34 protein-coding genes are annotated in these 25,211 nt (G+C 63.7%); 11 read left to right on the top strand and 23 right to left on the bottom strand.

Annotated elements, in window-relative coordinates:
• Nucleotides 1-57: 57 nt before the first annotated feature.
• From IVB41_RS19630 to IVB41_RS19620, 3 genes are read right to left on the bottom strand one after another with little or no spacing between them, the layout of a single operon-like run.
• Nucleotides 58-1,281 carry an ABC transporter substrate-binding protein gene (locus IVB41_RS19630; protein WP_027517482.1) on the bottom strand — a complete coding sequence of 408 codons (1,224 nt, stop codon included), beginning with the start codon at nt 1,279-1,281 and terminating at the stop codon, nt 58-60.
• Between the two features lie 33 nt (nt 1,282-1,314).
• On the bottom strand, nt 1,315-2,061 hold the full coding sequence (locus IVB41_RS19625; protein WP_007609233.1) for an ABC transporter ATP-binding protein: 747 nt from the start codon (nt 2,059-2,061) through the stop codon (nt 1,315-1,317).
• The gene (locus IVB41_RS19620; RefSeq protein ID WP_018459153.1) at nt 2,054-2,809 is read right to left on the bottom strand and encodes an ABC transporter ATP-binding protein; all 756 of its coding nucleotides are present in this window, start codon (nt 2,807-2,809) and stop codon (nt 2,054-2,056) included. The genes IVB41_RS19625 and IVB41_RS19620 overlap by 8 nt, the downstream gene beginning before the upstream one ends.
• Nucleotides 2,810-3,180: 371 nt before the next feature.
• Here IVB41_RS19620 and IVB41_RS19615 point away from each other — a divergent pair, with 371 nt between their 5' ends.
• Entirely contained in the window at nt 3,181-3,828 is a 648-nt protein-coding gene (locus IVB41_RS19615; protein WP_247434063.1) for a hypothetical protein, read from the top strand.
• A 39-nt stretch (nt 3,829-3,867) separates the two neighbouring features.
• Here IVB41_RS19615 and IVB41_RS19610 read toward each other — a convergent pair whose 3' ends face one another.
• Nucleotides 3,868-4,221: an ArsC family reductase gene (locus IVB41_RS19610; RefSeq protein ID WP_247434060.1), complete on the bottom strand. Its 354-nt coding sequence runs from the start codon at nt 4,219-4,221 to the stop codon at nt 3,868-3,870.
• Nucleotides 4,222-4,326: 105 nt separating this feature from the next.
• On the opposite strand from IVB41_RS19610, the gene IVB41_RS19605 reads away from it, so the two are divergent.
• The 3 genes from IVB41_RS19605 to IVB41_RS19595 all read left to right on the top strand — a co-directional run bounded on the left by IVB41_RS19605 (nt 4,327) and on the right by IVB41_RS19595 (nt 6,330).
• Nucleotides 4,327-4,698: a tRNA-binding protein gene (locus IVB41_RS19605; protein ID WP_027569626.1), complete on the top strand. Its 372-nt coding sequence runs from the start codon at nt 4,327-4,329 to the stop codon at nt 4,696-4,698.
• Between the two features lie 213 nt (nt 4,699-4,911).
• Nucleotides 4,912-5,544: a TetR/AcrR family transcriptional regulator gene (locus IVB41_RS19600; RefSeq protein WP_247434057.1), complete on the top strand. Its 633-nt coding sequence runs from the start codon at nt 4,912-4,914 to the stop codon at nt 5,542-5,544.
• A 3-nt stretch (nt 5,545-5,547) separates the two neighbouring features.
• Complete coding sequence (locus tag IVB41_RS19595) at nt 5,548-6,330, top strand: sulfite exporter TauE/SafE family protein (RefSeq protein ID WP_247434052.1); 783 nt, start codon at nt 5,548-5,550, stop codon at nt 6,328-6,330.
• 2 nt (nt 6,331-6,332) lie between these two features.
• Here the strand turns inward: IVB41_RS19595 and IVB41_RS19590 are convergent, their stop codons facing one another.
• The 9 genes from IVB41_RS19590 to IVB41_RS19550 form a co-directional block, all read right to left on the bottom strand.
• On the bottom strand, nt 6,333-7,037 hold the full coding sequence (locus IVB41_RS19590) for a glutathione S-transferase family protein (RefSeq protein ID WP_247434831.1): 705 nt from the start codon (nt 7,035-7,037) through the stop codon (nt 6,333-6,335).
• Between the two features lie 93 nt (nt 7,038-7,130).
• Complete coding sequence (locus tag IVB41_RS19585; protein ID WP_007609210.1) at nt 7,131-7,274, bottom strand: hypothetical protein; 144 nt, start codon at nt 7,272-7,274, stop codon at nt 7,131-7,133.
• Between the two features lie 114 nt (nt 7,275-7,388).
• On the bottom strand, nt 7,389-8,060 hold the full coding sequence (locus IVB41_RS19580) for a DUF429 domain-containing protein (RefSeq protein WP_247434049.1): 672 nt from the start codon (nt 8,058-8,060) through the stop codon (nt 7,389-7,391).
• Nucleotides 8,061-8,094: 34 nt separating this feature from the next.
• Complete coding sequence (locus IVB41_RS19575; protein ID WP_247434046.1) at nt 8,095-8,442, bottom strand: carboxymuconolactone decarboxylase family protein; 348 nt, start codon at nt 8,440-8,442, stop codon at nt 8,095-8,097.
• 3 nt (nt 8,443-8,445) lie between these two features.
• Nucleotides 8,446-8,967 (bottom strand): sigma-70 family RNA polymerase sigma factor, encoded by a 522-nt coding sequence (locus tag IVB41_RS19570; protein ID WP_247434043.1) that lies wholly within the window; start codon nt 8,965-8,967, stop codon nt 8,446-8,448.
• The gene (locus tag IVB41_RS19565; RefSeq protein WP_247434039.1) at nt 8,964-9,173 is read right to left on the bottom strand and encodes a DUF2892 domain-containing protein; all 210 of its coding nucleotides are present in this window, start codon (nt 9,171-9,173) and stop codon (nt 8,964-8,966) included. The genes IVB41_RS19570 and IVB41_RS19565 overlap by 4 nt, the downstream gene beginning before the upstream one ends.
• A gap of 97 nt (nt 9,174-9,270) precedes the next feature.
• Nucleotides 9,271-10,455: a serine hydrolase gene (locus IVB41_RS19560; RefSeq protein ID WP_247434037.1), complete on the bottom strand. Its 1,185-nt coding sequence runs from the start codon at nt 10,453-10,455 to the stop codon at nt 9,271-9,273.
• Nucleotides 10,456-10,535: 80 nt separating this feature from the next.
• Nucleotides 10,536-11,222, bottom strand: a complete 687-nt coding sequence (locus tag IVB41_RS19555; protein ID WP_247434034.1) for a GNAT family N-acetyltransferase — start codon at nt 11,220-11,222, stop codon at nt 10,536-10,538.
• 4 nt (nt 11,223-11,226) lie between these two features.
• Nucleotides 11,227-11,574 (bottom strand): Lin0512 family protein, encoded by a 348-nt coding sequence (locus tag IVB41_RS19550; protein WP_027569616.1) that lies wholly within the window; start codon nt 11,572-11,574, stop codon nt 11,227-11,229.
• A 160-nt stretch (nt 11,575-11,734) separates the two neighbouring features.
• Between IVB41_RS19550 and IVB41_RS19545 the strand changes: the two genes are divergently transcribed.
• The 3 genes from IVB41_RS19545 to IVB41_RS19535 all read left to right on the top strand — a co-directional run bounded on the left by IVB41_RS19545 (nt 11,735) and on the right by IVB41_RS19535 (nt 13,477).
• The gene (locus IVB41_RS19545; RefSeq protein WP_247286471.1) at nt 11,735-12,088 is read left to right on the top strand and encodes an MmcQ/YjbR family DNA-binding protein; all 354 of its coding nucleotides are present in this window, start codon (nt 11,735-11,737) and stop codon (nt 12,086-12,088) included.
• Nucleotides 12,089-12,160: 72 nt separating this feature from the next.
• Nucleotides 12,161-13,033 carry a bifunctional helix-turn-helix transcriptional regulator/GNAT family N-acetyltransferase gene (locus IVB41_RS19540; protein WP_247434031.1) on the top strand — a complete coding sequence of 291 codons (873 nt, stop codon included), beginning with the start codon at nt 12,161-12,163 and terminating at the stop codon, nt 13,031-13,033.
• Between the two features lie 57 nt (nt 13,034-13,090).
• Nucleotides 13,091-13,477 carry an ester cyclase gene (locus IVB41_RS19535; RefSeq protein ID WP_247434028.1) on the top strand — a complete coding sequence of 129 codons (387 nt, stop codon included), beginning with the start codon at nt 13,091-13,093 and terminating at the stop codon, nt 13,475-13,477.
• A gap of 22 nt (nt 13,478-13,499) precedes the next feature.
• Here IVB41_RS19535 and IVB41_RS19530 read toward each other — a convergent pair whose 3' ends face one another.
• From IVB41_RS19530 to IVB41_RS19520, 3 genes are all read right to left on the bottom strand, one after another.
• Nucleotides 13,500-14,720, bottom strand: a complete 1,221-nt coding sequence (locus IVB41_RS19530) for an MFS transporter (RefSeq protein ID WP_247286474.1) — start codon at nt 14,718-14,720, stop codon at nt 13,500-13,502.
• 273 nt (nt 14,721-14,993) lie between these two features.
• Nucleotides 14,994-15,572, bottom strand: a complete 579-nt coding sequence (locus IVB41_RS19525) for a DUF308 domain-containing protein (RefSeq protein ID WP_247434025.1) — start codon at nt 15,570-15,572, stop codon at nt 14,994-14,996.
• Nucleotides 15,573-15,675: 103 nt separating this feature from the next.
• Complete coding sequence (locus IVB41_RS19520) at nt 15,676-16,260, bottom strand: TetR/AcrR family transcriptional regulator (protein WP_247434023.1); 585 nt, start codon at nt 16,258-16,260, stop codon at nt 15,676-15,678.
• A 76-nt stretch (nt 16,261-16,336) separates the two neighbouring features.
• Between IVB41_RS19520 and IVB41_RS19515 the strand changes: the two genes are divergently transcribed.
• The 3 genes from IVB41_RS19515 to IVB41_RS19505 all read left to right on the top strand — a co-directional run bounded on the left by IVB41_RS19515 (nt 16,337) and on the right by IVB41_RS19505 (nt 17,788).
• Complete coding sequence (locus IVB41_RS19515) at nt 16,337-16,834, top strand: peptide deformylase (protein ID WP_247434020.1); 498 nt, start codon at nt 16,337-16,339, stop codon at nt 16,832-16,834.
• 110 nt (nt 16,835-16,944) lie between these two features.
• Nucleotides 16,945-17,358: a GFA family protein gene (locus tag IVB41_RS19510; protein ID WP_247360539.1), complete on the top strand. Its 414-nt coding sequence runs from the start codon at nt 16,945-16,947 to the stop codon at nt 17,356-17,358.
• 25 nt (nt 17,359-17,383) lie between these two features.
• Nucleotides 17,384-17,788 carry an MAPEG family protein gene (locus tag IVB41_RS19505; protein ID WP_247434018.1) on the top strand — a complete coding sequence of 135 codons (405 nt, stop codon included), beginning with the start codon at nt 17,384-17,386 and terminating at the stop codon, nt 17,786-17,788.
• A gap of 38 nt (nt 17,789-17,826) precedes the next feature.
• On the opposite strand, the gene IVB41_RS19500 is transcribed toward IVB41_RS19505, so the two are convergent.
• From IVB41_RS19500 to IVB41_RS19490, 3 genes are read right to left on the bottom strand one after another with little or no spacing between them, the layout of a single operon-like run.
• Nucleotides 17,827-18,189 (bottom strand): helix-turn-helix transcriptional regulator, encoded by a 363-nt coding sequence (locus tag IVB41_RS19500; protein WP_027569605.1) that lies wholly within the window; start codon nt 18,187-18,189, stop codon nt 17,827-17,829.
• A complete protein-coding gene (locus tag IVB41_RS19495) occupies nt 18,189-18,851 on the bottom strand; it encodes an SRPBCC family protein (RefSeq protein WP_247434013.1) in 663 nt (220 codons plus the stop codon). Before IVB41_RS19495 ends, IVB41_RS19500 begins: the two co-directional genes overlap by 1 nt.
• A 56-nt stretch (nt 18,852-18,907) precedes the next feature.
• Nucleotides 18,908-19,705 carry a helix-turn-helix domain-containing protein gene (locus IVB41_RS19490; protein ID WP_247434010.1) on the bottom strand — a complete coding sequence of 266 codons (798 nt, stop codon included), beginning with the start codon at nt 19,703-19,705 and terminating at the stop codon, nt 18,908-18,910.
• A gap of 125 nt (nt 19,706-19,830) precedes the next feature.
• On the opposite strand from IVB41_RS19490, the gene IVB41_RS19485 reads away from it, so the two are divergent.
• Nucleotides 19,831-21,381, top strand: a complete 1,551-nt coding sequence (locus IVB41_RS19485) for a carboxylesterase/lipase family protein (RefSeq protein ID WP_247434005.1) — start codon at nt 19,831-19,833, stop codon at nt 21,379-21,381.
• A 7-nt stretch (nt 21,382-21,388) separates the two neighbouring features.
• Here IVB41_RS19485 and IVB41_RS19480 read toward each other — a convergent pair whose 3' ends face one another.
• The 4 genes from IVB41_RS19480 to IVB41_RS19465 all read right to left on the bottom strand — a co-directional run bounded on the left by IVB41_RS19480 (nt 21,389) and on the right by IVB41_RS19465 (nt 25,210).
• Nucleotides 21,389-22,648 (bottom strand): serine hydrolase, encoded by a 1,260-nt coding sequence (locus IVB41_RS19480; RefSeq protein ID WP_247434000.1) that lies wholly within the window; start codon nt 22,646-22,648, stop codon nt 21,389-21,391.
• Nucleotides 22,649-22,759: 111 nt separating this feature from the next.
• Nucleotides 22,760-23,518 carry an SDR family oxidoreductase gene (locus IVB41_RS19475; RefSeq protein ID WP_247433997.1) on the bottom strand — a complete coding sequence of 253 codons (759 nt, stop codon included), beginning with the start codon at nt 23,516-23,518 and terminating at the stop codon, nt 22,760-22,762.
• A 167-nt stretch (nt 23,519-23,685) separates the two neighbouring features.
• Nucleotides 23,686-24,567, bottom strand: coding sequence for a GyrI-like domain-containing protein (locus IVB41_RS19470; protein WP_247433994.1), 882 nt, complete (start codon nt 24,565-24,567; stop codon nt 23,686-23,688).
• Nucleotides 24,568-24,805: 238 nt separating this feature from the next.
• Nucleotides 24,806-25,210, bottom strand: coding sequence for a nuclear transport factor 2 family protein (locus IVB41_RS19465; RefSeq protein WP_247433991.1), 405 nt, complete (start codon nt 25,208-25,210; stop codon nt 24,806-24,808).
• Nucleotide 25,211: the final 1 nt, after the last annotated feature.

The raw sequence follows: 25,211 nt of genomic DNA, 5'->3' as shown, positions 1-25,211 counted from the left end.
TCCCTTCGGCGTTCCCTGAAAGCCGCCCGCAGGCCTGATGGCCTGCGGGCGGTTATCTTACTTCTTCAACAGAGCGCACTTGCTCTCGGACAGCGGCGTGAAGGCCTGGTCGCCCGGCACCGTGCCGACCAGCTTGTAGAAATCCCACGGTCCCTTGGACTCGGAGGGCTTCTTCACCTCGAACAGATAGGCATTGTGGATGGTGCGGCCGTTGGGCTGGATCTCACCCTTGCCGAACAGATCGTCTTCCGTCGGCATCGACTTCATCTTCTCGACGACCTTGGCGCCGTCATGCGGGTTGCCGCCGAGCGCTTCGAGTGCCTTGAAATAGTGACGCACGCCCGCATAGACGCCGGCCTGCACCATGGTGGGCGGCGCGTTGTTCTTCATCTTCTCGGCGAAGCGCTTCGAGAACGCCCGGGTCTGGTCGTTCATGTCCCAGTAGAAGGTCTCGGTGAAGTTGAGGCCCTGTGCGGTCTCGAGCCCGATCGCCTTGACGTCGGTGAGGAACAGCAGCAGCGCCGCGAGCTTCTGGCCGCCCTTGACGATGCCGAACTCGGCCGCCTGCTTGATCGTGTTGGTGGTGTCGCCGCCGGCATTGGCAAGGCCGATGATCTTGGCCTTGGAGGCCTGCGCCTGCAGCAGGAAGGACGAGAAGTCCGGCGTGTTCAGCGGGTGCTTGACGCCGCCGACCACCTTGCCGCCATTTGCGGTAACGACAGCGGTGGTGTCGCGCTCCAGCGCCGCGCCGAAGGCGTAGTCCGCGGTCAGGAAGAACCAGGTGTCGCCGCCGGCCTTCACCAGCGCTTGGCCGGTGGTGTGGGCCAGCATGTAGGTGTCGTAGGTCCAGTGCACGGTGTTGGGTGAGCACTGCGCGTTGGTTAAATCCGAGGTCGCCGCGCCCGAGTTGATATAGACGCCGTTCTTTTCCTTGATGACGTTGTTGACCGCGAGGGCCACGCCGGAATTCGGCACGTCGACGATGACGTCGACCTTGTCGACGTCGAACCATTGCCGCGCGATCGCGGTGCCGATGTCGGGCTTGTTCTGGTGATCACCCGAGATGATGTCGATCTTCCAGCCCTTCGCAGCCAGGCCGGAATCTTCAATGGCCATCTGCGCGGCGAGCGTCGAGCCCGGTCCGCCGAGGTCGGCATAGAGCCCGGACTGATCGGACAGCGCGCCGATCTTGACGGTCTTGTCCTGCGCGAAAGCTGCACCGGTGGCGGTCACGGCCAGCGCCGTGCCGAGCAGAAACGACGCAATCGACTTTGTCATCATGCTACTTCCCTATGAATCTTCTTGTTGGCAGTTCTAGACGCCGAGATAGGTGTGGAGCTTGTCCATGTTGGCGGCAAGCTCCGCATTGGAAAATCCGTCAATAATCTTGCCGTGCTCGACCACGTAATAGCGGTCGGCGACGGTGGATGCGAACCGGAAGTTCTGCTCGACCAGGAGGATCGTAAAACCCTCCTTCTTGAGCCGCGCAATGGTGTGGCCGATCTGCTGGATGATGACGGGCGCGAGACCCTCGGTCGGCTCGTCCAGCATCAGGAAGTTCGCGCCGGTGCGCAGGATGCGCGCGATCGCAAGCATCTGCTGCTCGCCGCCGGAGAGCTTGGTTCCCTGGCTGTTGAGCCGTTCCTTCAGGTTCGGAAACAGATCGAAGATCTGCTCGAGCGGCAATCCGCCGGGACGCACCACCGGCGGCAGCAGCAGGTTCTCCCGGACATCGAGGCTGGCGAAAATTCCACGCTCCTCCGGGCAGAACGCGATTCCCATCCGCGCGATCTTGTCCGAGGTCGTGCGGATGATGTCCTGGTTGTTGAACTTCACCGAGCCGGTGCGCTTGCCGATGATGCCCATGATCGACTTCAGCGTGGTGGTCTTGCCGGCGCCGTTGCGCCCGAGCAGGGTGACGACCTCGCCCGCGTTCACGTCGAAGTTGATCCCGTGCAGGATGTGGGACTCGCCGTACCAGGCTTCCAGGTTGCGGACCTGGAGGAGGTTGCCGCCGCTCGCGGCCTTTGCGGGAGCTTCCGCCGTTGCAGTCTCAGCCATGACCGGCTCCCAGATAGGCTTCCTTGACGCGTTCGTCCTTGGTGAGCTCGCTGTAATGGCCTTGCGCCAGCACCTGTCCGCGCGTCAACACGGTGATGATGTCGGAGAGATTGGCCACGACGCTCAGATTATGTTCGACCATCAGGATGGTGTATTTCGCGGAGATGCGCTTGATCAGCGCCGCGATCTTGTCGATGTCCTCGTGGCCCATGCCGGCCATCGGCTCGTCCAGCAGCATCATCTCGGGGTCGAGCGCGAGCGTAGTTGCGATCTCCAGTGCACGCTTGCGCCCGTAGGGCATCTCGACCGCGGGCGTATTGGAAAACTCGCTGAGGCCGACATCGTTCAACAGCTCGCGCGCGCGATCGTTGAATTGGTTGAGCACGGACTTTGAGCGCCAGAAATCGAAGGAGCTGCCGTGCTGGCGCTGAAGCGCGACGCGGACGTTTTCCAGCGCGGTAAGATGGGGAAATACCGCCGAAATCTGGAACGAGCGCACGAGCCCCAGGCGGGCCACGTCGGCGGGCGCCATCGCAGTGATGTCCTGCCCCTTGTACAGGATTTTTCCGGCAGACGGTTTGAGGAACTTGGTCAAAAGATTGAAGCACGTCGTCTTCCCGGCGCCGTTCGGGCCGATCAACGCGTGAATGCTCCCACGGCGAACCTTGAGCGCAACGTCGCGGACGGCGAAGAAGCCCGCGAACTCCTTGGTCAAGCCTTCCGTTTCGAGAATGAACTCATCGGCCAAACAGTTTTCCCCCTGCCCGCACAACGCGCGTGGCTATCCTTGTTGCTTCGGCTTTCCGGAGGCCTTGGAGCCACTCCCTGGAGCCCATCCGGAACGCCGTCTCCGGGCGCGGAATATGCCGGAGGTGACGGGGGTTAGGCAAGGCGGAAAGCTGAGCAGGTCAGGCCTCCGGCCGGGAGACTTATGCTCCCTTAGTCGGACGTGTTTTGATGTCGCGCCTGCCCGGCTTCCCGGTTCGCAAAGCGCCGGTCATCAAGCCGTCGTTAACGGTCTTTCGTTCCATGCGCCAGCCTTCATGGAAAATTTTCCCGCAGTGAGGATCATGCGCTGGTTTCAAGCGTCCGGAATTTCTATTCGTCGGGAATATTGCCTTGGATTTTGCAAGCGCGGCTCCTTCCGTGGTCAAGTCGATCAGGCAGCGTGATCTCCTGAACACGTGGCTGCGGCTTTATGCGCGCCAGCAGACGACCCCGGCGATCTGGGAGTACCAGCCTGCGCGGCTCGAGGAAGAGCTCTCCGATCTGATCTATTATACGGTGGACATGTCGACGCCGACGCCGCGTCTAACCATTCAGAGCGAAGGTACGCGCATCTCGCGGGCCTATGGACACACCGGCAAGGGCGCTCTGCTCGACGACTATATCGGGCCGCGTCTCGCGCCCCTGGTGATGCCGGTCTATCATGAATGCGTGGCGCGCGGGCTGCCTGTCTACAGCGTTGCCGACGTCGATGACATCTACGGCCGTATCGTCGCCTATGAGCGCCTGCTGCTGCCGTTCCAGACCGACGGCAAGGTCTGTCACATCATCGCGTCGCTCAAGACCTTCTGCGAGGACGGCGGCTTCGAGATCAAGAATCTGATGCGCGGAAATGACGCGCTGCCGCGCTCGAGATTGCGCGCGGTGATCGATCGGGACCTGTTCCATCGCACCCCCGGCCGCATCGCGCCGGCCGAGTTGGTCGAGTTCGCGGACCAGCAGGGCTCCGGTGTTCCCACCGAGATCATCGAGCTGAACTAGCGGTCAGCGCGATTTGGCGGCGGCTTCCCTGGTCGTGACTTACTTGGTCGTGACTTCCTTGGCATAGACGTCCGGCTTAAAGCCGACCAGCAGCTTGCCGCCAACTTCAAGCACCGGTCGCTTGATCATCGATGGTTGCGCTAGCATCAACGCCAGTGCCTTTTTCTCCGAAAGGCCTTCCTTGTCCGCATTGGACAGCTTCTTGAAGGTCGTTCCGGCGCGATTGAGCAGCGTCTCCCAACCGACCTTGTCGCTCCACTGCTTGAGCTTGTCCTTCTCCACCCCCGTCGCCTTGTAGTCGTGGAACGTGTAGGCGACGCCATGGGTGTCGAGCCAGGCGCGCGCCTTCTTCATGGTGTCGCAGTTCTTGATGCCGTAGATGATGTTGGGCAAGACAGTCCTCGCGCATGCGTCGCAGCGTAATGCTCCGGCGTTGTACGCAACTCCAGTTCGCACGACAATATTGCGAATGATGCCAGCTCTTCGGACGGACACTCCATGCACGTCACCCACGATCCAGCCGCGACCGCATCGCCGACCATCGACTTCGACACCTTCCTTGCGGTCGATATCCGCGTCGGCACCATCATCGATGCAAAGCCGTTCCCGGAGGCGCGCAAGCCGGCCTGGCGGCTGTGGATCGACTTCGGTCCCGCGATCGGCGTGCGCAAGAGCTCTGCGCAGATCACCGAAAACCATCCGCTTGAAACGCTGGTGGGCCAACAGGTGGCTGCGGTCGTGAATTTCCCGCCGCGCCAGATCGGCCCTGTTGTCTCGGAGGTGCTGACTCTCGGTTTCCCTGATGCCAGCGGCAAGGTCGTGCTGGTGCAGCCGAGCAAGCCCGTCCCGAACGGCGGACGGCTGTTCTAGCCCCGCGCGATCGAGGGCGGTCTTCAGGCCGCCGGCGACGCTCCTTAACGATTCGCTCCGCCTGTGTCCGGTCCGGGTTGTCGGGGTTGACCGGGATCCAGGTCGGTAATAAAAATGACTGACTGATCGTTTTTTATATTGATCAGCGCTCTGGGATGCTTAGCCCGCAGAGCGACTAAAACGATCGATCTGTCAGTTATTTATGGTGGCCGGATGCCCAAGATCAGCGACAAGCAACGTGAAGGCCGCCGACAGCAGATTCTCGAAGCCGCCCTCGCCTGCTTCGCCGAGGACGGTTTTCACCAGACCGGGATGGCCGACATCGTCAAACGGTCGGGGCTGAGCCATGGTGCGGTCTATCTCTACTTCCAGAGCAAGGACGATCTGATCGAGGCACTCGCCGACGACCGGCACCGGCGCGAGGCCGTGCTCAACTCGGTCGCGCAAGGATCGGGCGATCCGATCGAAGGACTTCACGCGCTGGTCCGCGTCTATGCGCAATGGCTCACCGACCCCGCCGGCGAAGCGCGCCGCCGTGTCGGCATCCACGGCTGGGCCGAGGCTCTGCGCAACCGCCGCGTCCGCACCAGCATCGTAGAAGGCATCGACATGCCGCGCGCCCTGATTGTCGCGCTGGTCGAGCGCGGCCAGCATGACGGCCTCATCAAGCGCGATCTCGATGCGGAAGCGATCGCGCGCGTGCTGATCGCGATCTTCCAGGGCTTTGTGCTGCAAAAATGCTGGGGCCAGGATTTTGACATCGAGGCCTGCATGGCAGCCGTGACCGGCGTGATCGATGGATTTCGCACCACGAAGGCCGACGTCAAGCGACGGACCAGGAGCTGAGCGATGTCGTGGATCCATGACTTGCTCGCAGGCATTGGGGTCGGCCTCATCGGCGGACTGACATCGGGCTTCATGGGCACGAGTCCCGGAGGCGGTCTCGTGATCTTCAGCGTGCTGCTGCTCGGCGCCGAGCAACACGTCGCCCAGGGGACGTCGCTGATCACGCAGGTTCCACCGACCGGACTCGCGGGCGTTCGCCGCTATTGGCAGAGCGGCAATCGCAGCCCGTTGCTATGGATCGTCTGGATCGGCATCGGCTTTCTCTTCGGCGGCGCCGGCGGCGGCTACGCTGCGGCGGCGGTCTCCGACTCGGTGTTGCAATGGACTTACGTCGTCTATCTCGTCGCGCTGATCGCTCTCCTGATCCTGCGTCGCGACCGCGAGGACAAAAGCAGCGAGACCGGCGACCGAGACAAGCTGCCCTGGCTGCCGCTGCTCCTCATCGGCATGCTTGCCGGATTTTCCTCCGGCTTCATGGGCATCGGCGGCGGGCTGGCGATCACCGTCGGGCTCGCGGCGGGCCTGCGGGTGCCGCAGCACCAGGCGCAGCTCGTCAGCCTCGTCTTCTCGGTCATCCCGACCAATATTCCGGCCGCCGGGATCTACTGGAGCAAGGGACTCATGGTCGGCTGGCCCGCCATCATCGGCATTCTTGCCGGCCTCTGGGTCGGCACTGATCTCGGTGCGCGCGCAGCCAATCGCGTCAGCAAATCGGTGCTGCGCCGGGTCATGATCGCCGTCATCCTGCTGATGGCGCTCTACATGACCCACAAGGCGCTAACCTGATCTTACGGCCGCTTCGGAATGTTGAGCCCGCGCTCGACCGCCGGACGCGCCAGCCCGCGTTCGAGCCAGGCGGCGACGGATTTGAACTGGCTGAACTCGACGAGATCGCCGGCGCCGTAGAAACCGATGAGATTGCGCACCCAGCCGAGCATGGAGATGTCGGCGATGGTGTAGTCGTCGTCCATGAACCATTGCCGACCGGCAAGATGCATCTCCATCACCCCGAGCAGCCGCTTGGCCTCGCCCACATAGCGCTCGAGCGGCCGCTTGTCCTCGAAGTCCTTGCCGGCGAATTTGTGGAAAAAGCCGACCTGGCCGAACATCGGCCCGATGCCGCCCATCTGGAAATGCAGCCACTGGATGGTCTGGTAACGGCGCGAGGCATCCTGCGGCAGCAGCTTGCCGGTCTTCTCCGCGAGGTATTGCAGGATCGCTCCGGATTCGAATAGCGGCAGCGGCCTGCCGCCGGGACCATCGGGATCGAGGATCGCCGGAATCTTGCCGTTCGGATTGAGCGAGAGGAACTCCGGCGTCTTCTGGTCGTCCTTGCCGAAATCGACGAGATGGACTTCGTAGGGAAGCCCGATCTCTTCCAGCATGATCGAGACCTTGACGCCGTTCGGCGTCGGCAGCGAATAGAGCTGGAGCAGCTCCGGGTGCTTGGCCGGCCAGCGCTTGGTGATGGGAAAGGCGGACAGATCGGACATCAGGACCCCGGCTTCGTTCATGAGATGCCGCCTAGTCTAGGCCAGCGGACGAACGACACAAGGTCGAGTGGTCAGATCATTTTCCCGCACAGGTCACAGCGGCCGCAGCAAATGGTTGGTGGCGTGCATCACGTCGCGCTGTGCGCGTTGCTCGATGAAGAGCTGGCCGGTGACGAGCAGTGCTCCGGTGAAGACGAGCGCAAGCATCGCGGTCGCGAATTGACTGGCATCCCTCATCGGACGAGCTTCTCCGTGTTCGGTTCGCACGAGGAACGCGGGCCGGCCATCGTCTGTTCCTGCAAGCTTCAAATAAATTGCAGCTTTTTCCCGATCCCTCGCACCCCGACGACCTCAATAATTGATCTCCATCCGCAAGCCCCGCGAATCGGTCTCCTCCCCGCCGAACCGCTGCGTGCTGTCACGCGCCGCGACCGCGCAGGCACAGGCGTCGATGAGATCGTCGCGGCCGATGCCGGTGCCATGTCGTTGAGACAGCCATGTCGGCAAGCGCACGAAGCCGCGCTGCTGCACGAGTGCGATGCGCTGCTCCCGGCCCTCTGCAGAGGTCTTCTTTGCAAGCCGGGCCCGCCCAGCGAGATTCCAGAAAATCAATTCCGGATGCGCTTCGCCGATCGTTGTCTGCCGCGTCGGCGTCATGATCTCGTCGGCGTCCCTGATCTTGTCCCTGATGTTCCAGAGCTGCGCTGACACGCCCTTGCCCTTGCCCTTGCCCTCGCACTCCCAGTAGTGACGGTTAGCTGCGGCCATGTCGGCAAATTTCCAGAGGTCGCGGCGTGCGCCGAGAAACACGGCAGGACCGACCAGCTCGCGCGCGCACAAATCGCAGATGCGATATCCGTTCCATTTCAATCCGATCGGCATGTCGATCATCGCCCGGGCATGCGGCAGCGCAAGCAGCCGCACGAGACCCGGCGAATAATCGAACGCGTGATTGCCGCGGTCGTCGATCCAGGCGGCGACCCAGCCGAAGCGAAATCCGTCAAGGCCGAGATAGTTTGGCAATTTCCTGATCCCTGACGGACATCCGCCCGCTCCTCTATCCCGGTTCCTCGCCCCGGTGCTGCTCGAACAGGCGTTGCGCCAGCAACCCGTGACCGAGTGTGCCGCCGGCGCGAACCGCCGCCGCAATCAGCGCGGCTTCCGCGATTTCTTCGCGCGTTACACCGGCCTTCGCCGCCTGCGCCGTGTGCACATCGAGGCAATAGGCGCATTGCGTGGTGAGCGCGACTGCGAGCGAGATCAGTTCGCGATATTTTGGCGGAATCAATCCGTCCTTGCGCTCGACCGCGTGGTTGAACGCAAGGAACGCGTTGGCCTCGACCGGCGCGAGCGCCGCGAAGCCCGGGATGGATTTCAGATCGTCAGGGCTTTGATAACAGGTCATGGCTCATCTCGTCAGATATTCGCGCATCAGGGCGCGGGCGCGATGCAGACGTGCTTTCACGGCCTGCCGGGTTGCGCCGAGTGCGTCGGCGATTTCGTCGATGGTCATTTCCTTGACGTCGCGCATCAGCGCGACATCGCGGTAGTGCGGCGGCAGCGCCTCGAAGGCCGCCGCGACGTCGAGCCGCAAATCGGCTTCAGGACGCGACAGCAGCAGCGCCTCCGCCTCTTCGTCGTCGATCGCCGACGCGAGGCCTGCCTTACGGGCGAGCCGCAGGCATTCGCGGCGGACCACACTGAACAGCCAGGCCGAAAACGCCAGCCACGAGCGGATCGTGCCCACTTGGCGAAACAGGATCCATAGCGCCTCCTGCGTCGCATCCTCGGCATCCGCCGAGCTGCGACAGGTGGCGCGGGCATAGCGGCGGATGTTCGGCTGCGCCGTCTCGAGCAGAGACGCGATCGCCTGGGGATCGCCGAGGCGCGCGGCCTCGAACAGGTCCGGCGAGATCCCAGCGGCGCTCACGACACGCCTCCTCTTCCGATGCCGGCCATCGCGCACATCGGACAATAGCCGACGAGGCCGGTCAGTGCGAAGCCGGCGCCGCCGAGCGCAACCAGCCAGGCCGCGGCGCCGGTCAGGTACACGAATGCCCCGACGGCCACCGCGACGCCAAAGGCGATCCGCACGGCCTGATGCAGGCCGCCGATGTTCTTCCTGTAAAATGCCATCACATCCTCCGAGACGAGCCGAAGCAAAATGCCTCGACCCTCAAGAGAGGGTGCGACGAGCGGAAAGGATTCGCGGCAAGTGCAATTTTTTTCGCGATCAGCCTCCGACGGCCTGATAGGCCAGACGCTTGAATTCGAAGAAGAACGGATTCCAGAAGCCCATGTAGCGCTGCGCCATCAGCACACCGGCGGTATTGGCCTGCGGGCAGATCCACCAATGGGTGCCGGCAAGGCCGCCCCACTGGAAGTCGCCGGTCGAATTCGAAGGATCGAACGGCATCGGCGCGAAGGTGACGGCGCCGCCGAGGCCAAAGCCCTTGCCGGGGATCGGGCCGAGATTGGCGAAGCGGATGTTCTCGCCGGCGGGCAACTGGTTCGTCATCATCTGCCGCAGCGTCTCCGGCTTCAGCAGAGCATCCGAGCCCGGGAGCAGCGCGCGGGCCAGAGCAAGCATGTCGGGCAAGGTCGAGACCAGTCCGCCGCCGCCCGACAGCCGCGGGAATTGCCGCCGATAGGCCTGCGGATAAGGCAGGTCGTCGGCCCGGGTGAGGCCGGGCTTGAGGGGATCGAGCACATCCGTGCCTTTGTAGAGCGCGACCTGCCTGCCCTGCTGCGCGTCCGGCACGTGGAAGCCGGTGTCGGTCATGCCGAGCGGCTCGAAGATGCGCGCCTTGAGGACGGCGTCGAGCGGCTTGCCGGAAACGACCTCCACGACACGCCCGAGCACGTCGGTCGCAACCGAATATTCCCAGGACGCGCCGGGATGAAAGGACAGCGGCAGATCGGCGAGCTGGTCGATCATGTCGGTCAGCGGCGTCAACGGATTGAGAACGCGCGCCTCGTTATAGCCTTTGAACAGCACCGTACCGGGATCGAAGATGCCGTAGCTGAGGCCGGAGGTATGGGTCAAAAGCTGCCGGATCGTGATCGGGCTTTTCGCCGGCTCGACCGCGGCAAGGCTCAAAGCGCCCGGCTTCAGAACCTTGCGATTGCCGAGTTGCGGCAGGAATTTCTCGACAACGTCATCGAGCCCGATGCGGCCCTCCTCGACCAGCAGCATGACCGCGCAGGTGACGAAGATCTTGGTGTTGGAAAACGCACGAAAAATGTGATCGGGCCGCAGCGCGGTGCTCGCCTCGCGGTCGGCAAAACCGACGCACTGATGATCGACGACCTCGCGGCCCCGCAGCACCGCCCAGGATGCACCCGGAATGATCTCCTGATCGACGTAACGCTGCATTGCCGTCCGCGCGGCGGAAAAATCAGGTGTTCTGGCGTCCATGTGTTTCCCCAATGATGGCAGGGATCGGTATAGCGTGAATTCGCCGGATATGAAGCCTGACCGGACGGCGCAGCTCATTCCTACTTCATGAACGCGGTGACGTGCAGGCGGCGCCGAGTCCGCATCCCCTGCCGCTGGTACAGCGCGATGGCCGACGAATTGCTCGAAAACACGTGCAGGAACGGAATTTCGCCGCGCGCCTCGATCTGGCGTGCGACAGCCGCCAGCAGCGCCTGCGCGTAGCCCCGCCCGCGATGGTCGGGGTGGACGCAGACGGCCGTCATCTCGACGAAATTTCCCGGCTTCATGCGCTCGCCGGCCATCGCGACCAATTCGCCGACAGCACGGATGCCGAGGAACGTCCCAAGTTCGTGGGTGCGCCGCGCGAATGGACCGGGCTTGGTCAACTCCGTCAGCGCCATCATGGCGGGAACGTCGGCCGCACCCAGTCGAACGATCTCGGCATCGCGAAGCCGACTGTCGGCCGGAGAGCCGATCATCTGCTCGCAGGGTCCGGCCAGCACGACTTTGAAACCTGCGGGAACGTCGACGGCGTCCGGTGTGAACAGCGCGGCGACCTGCGAGCCCGACAGGAGATCACGAAGCGCGGCGAAGCTCGCCTCAGACAAATCGACCATGTCGGCAAAGGGCGTCACGTCCACCGGATAGCGCAGCGCTCGCGGGCCACCCTCGGCCAGATGTTTGTGGCTGGTCGTCAGCGCGCTCCAGATCGGGCGATCCAGCAGCCGCTCATCACGATCGGACACCGGCCTAGTCCTTGTCGAAGCTGACGATGACGGCGGCATTGGCGATCAGGATCGGGTCGTTGCCCTGTTCCGGGGCCGAGGGAATCTCCAGGCCGCCCTTCACCGCGTTGACGGTGACAGTGCCGTAAGGCAGCTCCTTCGCGACCGCGTCCTTGTCGACGCTTTCCGGATTCGGCACCGCGATCGTGACGTCCACGAACATGTCGTTCGCAGTCTTGTCGATCATCCGGAAGAAGCCGAGGCTCGAATGCCTGATCGCATCAGAGACGGCACGCCTCGCCGCCTTGGTGGCGTCCCTGCCGTGGACGTCGACGCCCATGCCCATCTCGGTGATACAGCGAACGCGAGCCATGTTCTTATTCCTGTGACTGATTGAGTGGTGGAGAGTGTGGGGGATCGAACGGCACGATACAAGTGGGGTCGTCCCTCGTATCCCGGACGCGGCGCGGCACGCAGTGGCGCTCCGAGGTTGCGGCGTTGCAAGCCGCGTGCGCTGTGCTATCGCTCAGGCGATGACTCCCAAAACTTTCGAAACCCGCTGCCTGCGCCTGCCCGCCGTCACCAAGGTGGTGCAGTGGGAGGGCACCTCGGTGTTCAAAGTCGGCGGCAAGATGTTCGCACTCGGCGGCGGCTTTGCCGCGCGCTCCGGCGGCTACATGTTCAAGGTCTCGAACATGGCCTATGCCATGCTGATCGAGCACGGCCTTGCGCGGCCGGCACCGTATCTGGCGCGCGCCAAATGGGTGCAGCTCGTCGGCAACAACGCGCTGCCGGACGCCGAGCTCACGGCCTATCTGGCGCAGGCGCACGCGATGGTCGCGACGAAACTCACGCGGAAATCCCGCAAGGCGCTGGGCCTGGATTGAAGCGCAGTTCGCTGGTGAAGCGAAAGCCTGCGCTGATTGACATCGATGATATGCCTGACTAAAGTCAGACATATGCTCGACCCTGTTTCACGCGTCCGCCGCTTCAATCGCGCCGTCACGTCCGCCGTCGGCGCGCTCGACACGTCATTCCTGGGACGCGGGCGGCCGCTGGGCGCGGCGCGCGTGCTCAACGCGATCGGGCACGGACGTTCGGACGTGGCCGAGATTCGCGACTATCTCGGCCTCGATTCCGGCCTGATGAGCCGCCTGCTCCGCAGCCTCGAGGACGAAGGACTGGTCGAGACCAATGCGCATGAGGACGATGCGCGCCGCCGCGTGGCGACGTTGACGCGTGCGGGCCGGCGCGAGTTCGCGGCCTATGAGGCGCTGTCGAATACGCAGGCCGAGGGCTTCCTCGCCCAGCATTCGCAACGCGAAGCGCTGCTGGCAGCGATGGATTTGATTGCTTGCGCATTGACGCGCGAGCGCGTCACGCTGGAGGAGATGGACCCGCGGAGCGAACAGGCGCGCTATTGCCTCGGCGAATATTATGGCGAGCTCGGCCGCCGATTCAAGCAGGGGTTCGACGTCTCGCTGTCGCGCGATCCCGACGCCAAGGATATGCGCCGCCCGCGCGGCACATTCATCGTCGCGATGTCGGACACGCTGCCGATCGGCTGCGTCGGGCTCAAGGGCACGGATCACGGCTATGCCGAGATCAAGCGTCTGTGGGTCGCACCGGCGGCGCGCGGATTGCGGCTCGGCAGGCGCCTGATGGACATGACCGAGAACGCCGCGCGCATGCTCGGCATCAAGCTGCTGCGGCTCGACACCAACAGCGCGCTGGCGGAGGCCGGCCAGCTCTACCGACGAAGCGGCTGGAGCGAGATCCCCCGCTTCAATGACGACCCCTACCCGGACCTGTTCTTCGAAAAACGTCTGTGAGCGCCGGCGCCTTTCCTTCCGTTGCCGCGTTATGGCCGAAGCCGCAGGAGCAACGCTATGACCAGGTCCGACCTCGCCGACATCTACCGCGACTACATCGCCTGCCTGAACCGGCAGGATTGGCCCGCACTCGGACAGTTCGTCCACGATGACGTCGCCCACAATGCGCGACCATTCGGACTGTCCGGCTATCGCGCCATGCTGGAGCAGGATTTTCGCTCAATCCCAGATCTGCATTTCAAGATCGAGCTGGTGGTCTGCGAGCCGCCCCACATCGCCTCCCGGCTGAAGTTCGATTGCACGCCGGCTGGAACGTTTCTGGGGCTGGATGTGAACGGCAGGCGCGTGTCCTTCTGCGAAAACGTGTTCTATCAATTTCGCGACGGAAAAATACGACACGTGTGGTCCATCATCGACAAGCCCGCGATCGAGGCGCAACTCTAGCGTTGCGCCTCGACGAACCTGCTTACGCTGCTGCCGGCGCCAACTCCGCTTGCGGCTTCGGGAACGGCTTGAAATTCATCGCCATCAGGAAGGCGCCGAGGCCCATCGCCCAGGAGGCGATATAGAGCCAGGCGTAGCTCGAGAACGCATCGTAGATCAGGCCGCCGGCGAGCGGGCCCGTGGCCATGCCGAGACTGCCGGCCATGGCGGTGCCGCCGATCACGGTGCCCATCATCTTGAGCGGGAAATTTTCGCGGATCAGCACCGCGTAGAGCGGCATGGTGCCGGCATAGATGAAGCCGAAGACGGCCCCGACCGCGTAGAACGTCGCGAGCTGATGCGCGAAGACATAGGCGAGTGCGCCGAAGGCCTGCAACAGCAGGCCCGAGACGAGCACGCGCTTGGCGCCGAAGCGGTCACCCATCAGGCCGAAGGCGATGCGGCCGCCGAGGCCGGCAAAACCCTCGATGCTGTAGATCGTCACCGCCGCTACCAGCGGGATGCCGCAGCTCACCGCATAGGAGACGGTGTGAATGATCGGGCCGGAATGGGTGGCGCAGCAGAAGAAATTGGTCGCGAGCAGGATCAGGAATTGCGGCGAGCGCAGCGCCTCTCCCATCGACATCTCACCTTGCGTAGCCGTCTCGCCCACAGGCGCGGCCACGGCGTGCGCGAGCGCCGGCGGGCGGCGCACCAGGAACGAGACCGGGATCATGATGGCGCCGACCACCAGCGCCACGATCTGCATCGAGGTGCGCCAGTCATGGCCGGAGACGAGCCAGGCCGCGAGCGGCGCCATCGTCATCGGCGCCATGCCCATGCCCGCCGACACCAGCGAGACCGCGAGGCTGCGATGGGTGTCGAACCAGCCGGTCACGGTCGCCATCATCGGCGCGAAGATCGCGGCACAGGACGCCCCGACCAGAAGGCCGAAGACGAACTGAAACGCCAATAGCGAGGTGGCGTGGCTCGCCGCGAACAGGCTCACGGTTAGCACGCACGATCCGGTCAGCACCACCGGCCGCGGTCCGAACCGGTCCGTCAGCGTGCCCCAGACCATGCTGGTGCAGGCCATCGCCAGAAAGCCGATTGTCATCGCGCTGGAGATGCCGGTCACGGACCAGCCGGTATCCTTTGCGATCGGCTGCAGGAACACCGGCAGCGAAAACATGCCGCCGATGGCGACGCAGCCGAGCAAGCCGCCCGCGGCGACGATCACCCAGCGATAGGAGGAAGCGTTCATTTTGGTCTCCCGTCAGATCTGTCTGGGTGGAAGACGAATGGGAACATGGTGGGCCGACAGGCCGACGCAAGTTTTTGCGGCACGCTTTTGTGACCTGCCAAACAAAAAACGCGAAAACAACCCCATGCACAGTAGCCGGGCGCTTTGCGATCAAGGACTTACAGCGCAGCTCTTTGCAGTGCGAAGGAAGACCCGCCGTTCGACTCGTCGGGCAAAACACCTGCATCATGGCATCATCCCGCTGCTATTAATTCGTCCCCCGCGAACAGGCCTTCAAACAGCCACGCCGCGCCGCCACTCGCCGACTGTGAGCCAGACCGCCGAGACCAGGAAGTAGAGCGCACCGACTGCAGCATAGCCTGCGACGTTCGCGATCGAGGGAACCGCGGGCATCATGGCCTGAAAGATGAAGAAGCCGCCTGCAAGCGCCGACTGGCCACCGCTGAGCACCATGGCCCATTGCGCGTCAAGACTCCGCCAGCGGCGAATGGCCGTCCCCAACTGCAGCAGTCCGGACACAATCGCCCATGCCCCGAAGATTCCGAGAACCCGGTTCATGCTCATCTGCAAGGTCACAAGCACGGCGACGGTGGTCGCCAGGCCGACCACAACGTTCAGAGCCTGCGTGCGGTTTTGAGCGAGTCCGCCGCTGCGAACAGCGTCCGCGAAGTTGGCTGCGGCGTCCCATGCGGGATAGAGGACGAGCAAGGCGCCGGCGATCACTGGAGAAGAAGCCCCGGCGGCAAACGCAGCAGCGACCCAGGCCACCGAGAACGCCGCTCGCACGAAGTAGTATTGCTTCAGCCATCGCTCGCGGTCGGTATGAACCGGATCCAATTGATATCGCGCCATCGCAGTCTCTCCATACCGACTAGTTGGTAGTTTTCTTACACACAACGAAACCGTCTTCGACCAGCCCACTTGCAGGCTGTCGTCATCGTTTCGCTGATGGCTCTCAGTGTTTGTTGGACAGCCGGTCCAGCAGCGGGGTGGTAATCACACCGAACATCTTTGGATCGCCATAGGCACGCGCCGACAGCATGGCGCCGTGAATGGTCGCCATGAATCCTTCGGCCTCGACGCGGGCTGTGCCGGAGAGCTTGAATTGCCCTTTCCGCTTGCCGCGCTCCATGACGGACGTCAGCCAGGAAGCCAAGGAGCGGAAGTGCGCACGGACTTCGAGCGCAACCTGCTCCGGCAGGATCGGAAGCTCGCTGGCCAGCAGCGCGCACACGCAGAACGGCGCCGTCGCATCATTGATGCACGCCTTCCAGTACGCGACATAGTTTTCGAGCTGCTCGCGCGGATCAGGGACATTGCGCTCGAGCGCGGACAGTCCCGCCTCGGCTTCGGCGCGGTAGCGCGACACGAGGGTGCGGACCAGATCGACCTTGCTGGCGAAATGGTGGTGGATGCTCGGCTTGCGGATGCCGACCACCTCGGCCACGTCGGCGTAGCTGAAGCCGTTATAGCCGCCCGCGATGATCAAGCTGCGCGCGCACGCCAGGATGTCGTCGGCTGTCGAGGAAACGTTGGTCATGGTCCCTAGCTACCTTCCAGTTGGTAGGGCGTCAAGAACGGGATGCTTCAACCATCCGTGAGTGCTAGGAGCCTGCATGACCATTCGCCCGATCGTCCGCTATCCCGACCGCCGCCTCACGTTGCCGGCCCGCCCCGTCACGGCATTCGACGCAACGCTCCGCGAGCTTGCAAATGATCTGCACGAGACCATGCGCGCCGCGCCCGGCATCGGCATCACGGCGCCGCATATCGGCGTGCCCTTGCGCGTCGTCGTGCTCGAGCTCGACGCCAGGGAGGGTGCGCAGACCTATGTCAATCCGGAGATCGAGTGGGCCTCACCCGAGATGATCCTGCATCGCGAAGGCAGCGTCTCGATGCCCGGTGTCAACGACGAGGTGCAGCGCCACGCCCGCCTGCGGATCAGCTATCAGGATCTCGACGGCAACATGCACAGCGAGGAGTCGGACTCCTTGCGCGCCGTCTGCCACCAGCACGAGATCGACCAGCTCGACGGGATGTTCTGGATCCAGCGGCTGTCGCGGCTGAAGCGGGAGCGGCTGGTGAAGAAGTTCGAGAAGATGTCGCGCGGGTGAGCGGGCCGGCAAAGATCGGACTTGTGTGAAGTCGCGCCGCCTGTTCGATATGGAGAAGTCAAACCAGCCTGATATGATCAGACCGGTCGGCCCCGTCGGGAGGGACACGAATGACTCATTCAGGTCGTTGCGCCTGCGGCGCGGTTTGTTACACCATCGCGTCCGCGCCGATCCGCGGCTTCCAATGCCAGTGCAGCGACTGTCAGCGCGACACCGGCAGCGGCCACAGCTCCATCTTCGTGTTCGCGCGCAGCGCAGTCTCGGTGACAGGCGAGGTGCGCGAAATCGAGCGCACTGCCGACAGCGGCGCAGTCAAGCGCAAGGGGTTTTGTCCGAACTGCGGCTCGCCGATCTATAACAAGCCGGACGAGAAGCCGGAGTTTATCGGCATCTATGTCGGCACGCTTGACGATGCCAGCACGTTCAAACCGTCCGTCGTGCTGTTCTGCTCGCGCGGATATGCCTGGGATCACCTCGATCCCGAGATTCCCAAACTCCCGGAATGGCACCCGGGATCGCGCTGATTTTTTGCAGATTGGGAGACAGCCAATGGCGATGAGCTTCGAGCTATCGATGCTGGCCGCCGCAATCGTCTGGGGCTTCGTACAGCTTGTCGCCGCCGCGCAAGCCGCGAACCTGCAATACGGCCTCAGATGGGCTGCGAGCCCGCGCGACACCGAGATGCCGCCGCTCAAGCCCATCGCCGGCCGGCTCAACCGAAATTTCCGCAACTACATGGAGACGTTTCCGTTCTTTGCCGCCGCGATCCTCATCTCTCACGCCGCAGGCGCTCACAACGAGCTGACCTATTGGGGATCGATCGCCTATCTTGGCGGACGCATCGCCTACACCGCGCTTTACCTATCCGGCGTACCGCTCGTCCGCTCACTGTTCTGGAATATCGCCAGCTTTGGCATGCTTGCAGTCTTGGCAGCGCCTTTCGTGCCTCACTGAAGCGACGCCTTGGCGACTTTGCCTTTGCCGCGATGCCTTCACGCCCGCTTCCCGCTCCGCTTGTTCATTGGAGCATTGCGACGCTCGCGTTTGCCGCGCGCGATCTCCGTCGCCAGGGCGTCCAGCTTCGGCTCCCAGAAATTCCTGAACTGGCCGACCCATGCGTCGACCGCGCGAAGCCCCGCAGCATCGACCGAATAGAGCCGTCGTTGCGCCTCCGCCCGAACGGTCGCGAAGCCGCTCTCGCGCAGCACCTTGAGGTGCTGCGACACGGCGGCCTGCGTGATCCCGAACTCCGCTCCGATCGCCTCGACGACCTCACCGGACGCCATCTCGCCGGGCGCAAGCAGCTCGAGGATGCGACGGCGGACGGGATCGGCAAGGACATCGAAGATTTGCATCAGCTTCCTGTGCCCGGATGCGCAACGTCGGGCGGCGTCTCGCCGCGATAGAAAGCGATGGTGCGGTCCGACCGCTGCTTGGCGGAGGCAGGATCCACGCCGCTTGCGACGTGCGCCGCGCGCCAATACTCGCCGCTGCTCGTCATGAATTCCTTGCCCGCGGGAGAGCCCATCCATGCCTCGGCCGTCTCATGGTCGACCGATGCCCCGGTCGCAACATATCGCTCCAGCCCCGCAATGGCGAGATCCCAGCCGATGCCGACTGCCCCTGGACCGAACTGATTCCAATGATCCTCGATGATCGCGGTGTGCTCAAGCGTCAGCCGCGCCTGGCTTCGTTCTGCCGTCAGCTTGACATCGATCCAGCTCATCGCGCCGCCGAATTCCCACGTCGCCGCGAAATGGGTCGGCGGCGTACACGCCGTGATGGTGCCGCCGGCATTTCCCTTGAGCTGGTACTTTCCACCGAGCCGGAGATCTCCATCGACCGGCAAGAACCAGCGCGGAATGCGTTGTGGGCTGGTCACTGCGTCCCAGAGATCATCGACGCTGGTCTCGTATAGCCGCGTCAGCGTCACCGCACTGGCCGCTTTCCCGTCCCTCTCGAAATTCCTCACCGAGCGCGTAACCAGCCCCAATACCCTGACGACGTCGATCTCCATGGCGCTCCTCCTTGTCGTTGCGTGCCATGATGAATATCGGTCGAAGCTAATATAAGTCAATTCTTATATTCTGAGGAGATGCCGCTCAGATATTTGCCCGGCGGTTTCCCGAGCGCCTTCTTGAACATGGTGATGAAGGCCGCGACGGAGTCGTAGCCGAGATCGGCGGATACCTGCTGGACGCTGGCGCCGGACGTAAGCTCCCTCAAGGCGACGATCAGGTGCAATTGCTGGCGCCAGCGCCCGAAGCTCAAGCCCGTCTCCCTGACGACGAGACGCGCGAGGCTGCTCTCGCTCAGCGCGACGCGATCGGCCCATTCGGCCAGCGTTCTGCGGTCGGAAGGGTTTTTCGCCAGCGCTGCGGCAATCTTCTTCAAGCGCGGCTCGGGAGAGAGCGGCAGATGAAGCTGCTGAACCGGCATGCGGGGAAGCTCGCGCAGAAGGACGCTCGCCAGAAGGTCCCCCCTCGCCTCGTCATCCGCGATCTGATCGGACAATTCGACGATCACTTCACGCAGGAGCGGGGAGATCGAAAGCGTGCAGCAGCGATCCGGCAGGTCCACGAGATCAGGCTCGATATAGACGAAGAACAGCCGGGCATTTTCTGTCGCGAGGTTACTGTGCTGCAGGCCCCCGGGAATCCACACCGCGCAATGCGGCGGGACCATCCACAGGCCGGTGGGAACGCGACAGGTGACAGCGCCGCCCAGCGCAAAGACAAGTTGCCCCTTGCGGTGCCTGTGATCGGGCACCTCATCCTTGGTCCCGATCACGTCGACGCGCACCGCGATGACAGGTGCGGAGACATCATCCACATTGAGATCAGGCCATGGAAAACGGAGCGGCTGCCGCATGCTTGCCGGTTTTTAGCAATTGATTGGCGGAACATCTAAATCGAGCGGAGAGGAATGTCGATAGGGTGCCGCCTGAACCTGCCCGGGGCGTCCGGGCGCCGCCCACGTGATCGAAAGAAACGGCCATGCATGGTTTCACAAGTACGACAGCAGCCGGGCTGGAACGCGTGGTCCGCACGCAAGCGGGGGCCGTGCGTGGCGGCCCGCGCGACGCAAGCGGCGTGATCGCGTTCAAAGGCATTCCCTACGCAGCACCGCCGGTCGGGCCTCTGCGTTGGTGCGCACCGCAGCCGCCTGCGCCCTGGGATGGCGTGCGCGATGCGCTTGTGTTCGGCGCGGGGTGTCTATCGGCGCTCGAAAACGACCAGCGGCCGGGACCGCGTGACGAGGATTGCCTCTATCTCAACGTCTGGACCGCGGCGAAGCACGCGGATGAGAAGCGGCCCGTGATGGTGTGGATTCACGGCGGCGGCTTTCAGTTCGGCTCCTCGGCGAATCCGGCAACCGATGGCGGCCGGCTAGCAGCGAAGGGTGTCGTCGTCGTCAGCTTCAACTACCGCCTCGGCATCCTCGGCTTCCTCGCCCATCCCGATCTCGATACGGAGGCGCCCTCGGGCAATTACGGCCTGCAGGATCAACTGGCGGCGCTGCGCTGGGTCAAGGCCAACATTGCCGGCTTTGGCGGCGACCCCGACAACGTCACCCTGTTCGGCGAATCCGCCGGCGCCATGGCCGTCGGCATCCTGATGGCCTCGCCGCTTGCACATGGACTGTTTCACAAGGCCATTGGGCAGAGCGGTGCGTTCTGGGACGGCAAGCACGGCCCACTCCAGGGCTTTGAAGAAGCCCGCGCGCGTGGTCTGGCTTATGCCCGGCAACAGCACAACGCGTCGATCGCAGCTTTGCGCAGCATGCCGGCCGATCGGTTGAATGCATCCGCGCCGTGGAGTTTCAGGACCAGCCCGGTCGTGACGGCCTTCTCGCCGAGCATCGATGGTCATGTTGTGCCTGATGTGCCCGCGCGGCGCTTCCTGCGCGGAGAACAGATGCACATCCCGCTACTGGCGGGCTGGAATGCGGCCGAGGAATTTCCTTTCCGTTCGCAGTCACTGCCCGATCAATCAGCGCAAGCCTTTGTCTCCGCGGCCGAGGCGATGTTCGGCAAGGAGCGCTTGGCCGATTTCCTGAAGGTCTACCCCGCGGCGACCGACGCGGAGGCCGGGACTTCCGCGGCGGCGCTTAACGGCGACTATGTAGTTGGCGAGCAATGCTGGCAGTGGCTGCGATTGCATTGGCGCGGGGGACGCGCGCCGGTCTACGACTATCACTTCAGCTATACCTCGCGCTACACGCCGATCGCCTCGCACGTCACCGAAATTCCGTTCGTGTTCGGCACACTCACACCGCAACAGGTGATCGGCAGCTCGGCACCGGCGGCCGAAGAGGACCGCGCCCTGGCGCGGACCATGATGGCCTATTGGGTGAATTTCGCGGCGCATGGCAATCCCAACGGATCGGGCCTGCCACCCTGGCCGGCCTATGACGAGACGGACGTCGTGCAGATCCTGGGCACAACGATCGAAGCCCGTCCCAATCCGCAAGCCGCCCGCTTCCGCTTCCTCGCCAGTTTCAGGCAGGACGGCATTTTGCCGATGCGCTGGCGGGAGCTGCCGTAGGCGTACCTCACCCGCCCGCCATGAGCTCCTTCGCCAGCGCCATGTAGGCCGGCAGCGTCACGGGATCGTTGGCGGCGTTGCCCGCTGCGGGGTGCGAGGCGTAGCGCGCGATCACCATCTCGGCCTTGCGATCGATATAGATGCCCTGCCCGTGAACGCCGCGCGCCATATAGGCGCCGTGGGCATTGTGCGTGACCCACCATTGATTGCGATAGGAGGCACCGGGTAGCGTGGTGTAACCGGCGGGCTTGAATTTCTCGGGATCGCCGCCGCGCGCGATGTCTTCGACAACAGATGAAGGCACGATCTGCCGGCCGTTGAAGCGGCCGTGATTGCGCATGGTCTCGCCGAAGCGGGCGAGATCGCGCAAGGTGGTGGAGAGACCCCCACCGCCGCTTTCGGTGCCGATGCGATCGACGTGGTAATGCGCGTCCTCCTCGGCGCCGATCGGCTGCCAGATGCGCTCGGAGAGCAGATCGGACAAGTTCATGCCGCTGACGCGCCGGATGATCCAGGCGAGCACGTCGGTGTTGACGGTCTTGTAGGCGAAGGCCTTGCCGTGCTCGCCCTGCTTCTTCTGCGCCATCAGAAATTCGAAGATGGTGGTCGGGCCGTCGTAATCCGGCGGAATCGGTGCCATGCCGTTCGCCCGCCGGAGGCCCCAGACGTGAGAGTTCTTGTCGGTATAGACCTCCGTGTATTCGAGCCCGGTGGTCATATCCATGACCTCGTGTACGCGCGCATCGCCGAAGGCGCTGGCCTTCAGCTCCGGCACATACTCCGTGACAGGCGCCTGCGGATCGATCTTGCCCTCGGCGACCAGAATGCCGGCGAGCACGCCGGTGAACGATTTCGTCACCGACATCGCGATATGCGGCTTGTGCGGCTTCAACGCGCCGAAATAGCGCTCATAGATCAGCCTGCCCCGATGCAGCACGGCGATGCCGTCGGTGTAGGTCTCCTCGAGCATCCTCGCGAACGTCATGGGCCGGCCGTCCATCGTGGTCGACGCGGAGGCGCCGATGTCATGGTCTTGGCGCGGCAGCACCGATGCAGGCTCCGCCCCGCGCCAGACGTTCACGGTCGGCACCAGCTGGCGAATGTTGCTCCATGCCCAGCGCAGCTCGGGGAAGCTGCGGAACGAGCCGTTCTGGAAGGAGATGGTGCGGTTTTCCGGTGGCGGGAAGCCCTTCATCCAGCCGAGTGTCTCGGAATCGGTTTCGGCGGCGGTTGCGGACGGCTGACTCGCGGCGGTGGCGGCGGACATGGGCATTGGGCTCCGGAAGCGAACGACGGGGTCTCGTATCATGGAGATACGTGGCGAACATCCAATGTTTGCGCCGAGGTGACCGTCGCCGCGCGCTTGGCGGGTTCGTCGTCAGGTCAGGCGCACCGACATGCCGCCATCCACCGTCATGGGACTGCCGGTCATGAACGATGCCCGGTCGCTCAGGAGAAAAACCGCCGCTTGCGCGATCTCCTTGGAACTGGCCATCCGCTTCATCGGGTGAAGCCCGGCGATGAAATTCAAGGCGTCGGGATTTCCCTCGCCTGCCGCCGGGGTAATGGTCCCTCCAGGCAGGAGCGCGTTGACCCGAATGCCTTCGGCCGCATGCTCGGCGCCCAGTGATTGAGCCAGGCCGATCAGTCCTGCCTTTGAGGCTGCGTACGCCGCCATTCCCGGCAGGCCTCCGTTGCTGAAGCCAACGAAGGACGAGGTAAAAACGATCGAACCGCCGCCCTGCTTGCGCAGCTCCGGGATCTGCGCCTTTGCGCTGAGGAACGCCGAGGTGAGATTCACCGCAAGCACATCGGTCCAGTTGTCGACGCTCATCTCGGGGACTGGCGTCATGTCGCCGACAATGCCGGCATTGTTGAAGGCGCCGTCGAGCTTTCCGAAAGTCTTGACGGCGTGCTCGACAAGGCGGGCTGCATAGCCGGTGTCCCGAACATCGCCGGCGAGAAACGTCGCGCGCCCTCCGGCGCTCTTGATGCTTGCAGCAACGGCCTGCAGCTCGGGGCCGCGACGCGCCCCGAGCACCACATCGGCGCCTTCGGACGCGAACAATGATGCTGCGGCAGCACCGATGCCGCTGCTGGCGCCTGTTATGATGATCGTTTTGTTTGCCAGTTCCACCGCGAGACTCTCCTGATGTCAAAGAGGAGCCGAACAAGACATCAGGCACCAGCGAGCTGCCACCCGTTTCCCGAGTTGAACGCGGGATCACATCGTGGCGGTATTGATCCGCGAATGGCGGCCTGCCGGTTTCCGTGATCGGAGTGACAGGCCGCCGTCAGCAGACGCTACTTCAGCGGCAAGAAAACGTCCGCGACCGTCTCGTGCTCCGGCACCTCCGGGAACAGGCTCAGCCGCTGGCAATAGATCGGGAAGTCGCGCGCTTCTTCGCCGCTGGCGGGAAGCCAGTCGCGATAAAGGAAGAGCGCGGCCGGCTCGAGATTGTCGGTGTAGCCGACGACGCGCAGCACCGCGCAACGTCCGCCGGGGATCTCGCCGGTCTTGATCTCTTCGCCGTTCGCCGCGATCGGCTGGTCGGTCCCGACGCAGAGGTCCGTGCTGTACTCGGCCGGCGAGGCAGGACGCCGCTCGGAGCGCCAGACCGTGAAGGTCGGACTTGTCCTGGGGTGCAGGTTCGCCGCCTTGCGCCACGCGATGAAGCGCTGGATCGTGGCGGGAAGCGTCGCCGGGTCGCCGCGATGCTCCATGATCGCCACCTTGGTGGGTTGCACATCGCGGATCGTCACGTCGTCAAAGGTAAAGGTCTTCTGCATGAGCTTGTTCCTCGCATTGTCGAGAGGCCCGAAGGCCGCAAGCCACGGCTCCCAGTCGGGAGACTTCCGGAACGACGACGGCGATTGCCCGAACCGTTGCCGAAAGGCGCGGGCGAAGGCATCCGGTGCATCGTAACCGGCATCCATCGCAATCTCCGTGACATCAAGGGCGTCCATGTAGGCCAGCTGATGCGAAGCTCGCTTCATGCGGGCCAGCTGGACATAGCGATGCACTGATAATCCGAAGGTTGCCGAGAACTGCCGGTGGAAATGAAATTTTGAGAAAGCCGCAACAGCACTCACCGTGTCCAGATCCAGATCATCGTCGAGATGCCGGTCGATATGATCAAGCACCCGTCGCATCCGGTCCTGATAGTTTTGCAGCGCCGCCTTCATCGTCCCTCCTCCGTGGCGGCTCCATCTAGTCGCTGACGGCCATGACACGCTCGACCGATCTTGCGGTTTGGCAGGCATCCCGTCGATCCTATTTTGAGCGTGATGGGTGCCTGCGCAAGGATCAAGACGGCGGCAACGGACGTGGCGAACTTCATCAGATCTGGCGGCCGTCAAAACGGAAAAAGGGAGCCCGCATGTCGCGGGCTCCCCTCTCGTATGTTCCGACATCATACCGCTGCTAGCGGTCAGCAGGCTCCAACGCCTTCTGCACCATCGCGGTGTCGACATATTGCGTCATGCTGGCGATCTTGCCGTCCTTCAGCAGATAGAGATGCGCGAACGTCGCGCGCATGGATGTGCCCGTCGCCTTGTAGGTGCCTGAGTAGACGCCGAAGGCGGCGACGCGGTCGCCGTCTTCGAGATAGGTGTGAACATCGGCGCGGTAGCCGGTCCATTCAGTGGTGAGACGCCGGAACACACCTGAGATGATCGCGTCGGGTCCGACATAGGTGCCCGCGTACGGAAATCCTTCCGCCTCGGTCCATGCGGCATCGGGAGCGAGAGCGGCCAAGAGATTGCGGCCGTTCTCTTCCGACGACGATCCCTCGTAGGTGGCGCGGATCAGGTCGAGGTTCGCCCCCATC

This window comes from Bradyrhizobium sp. 44, from assembly GCF_023073095.1.
In the GTDB taxonomy this organism is placed as follows: Bacteria; Pseudomonadota; Alphaproteobacteria; order Rhizobiales; family Xanthobacteraceae; genus Bradyrhizobium.
The sequence above is the reverse complement of the archived record's forward strand: the minus strand, read 5'-3'. Positions and strand labels throughout refer to the sequence as shown.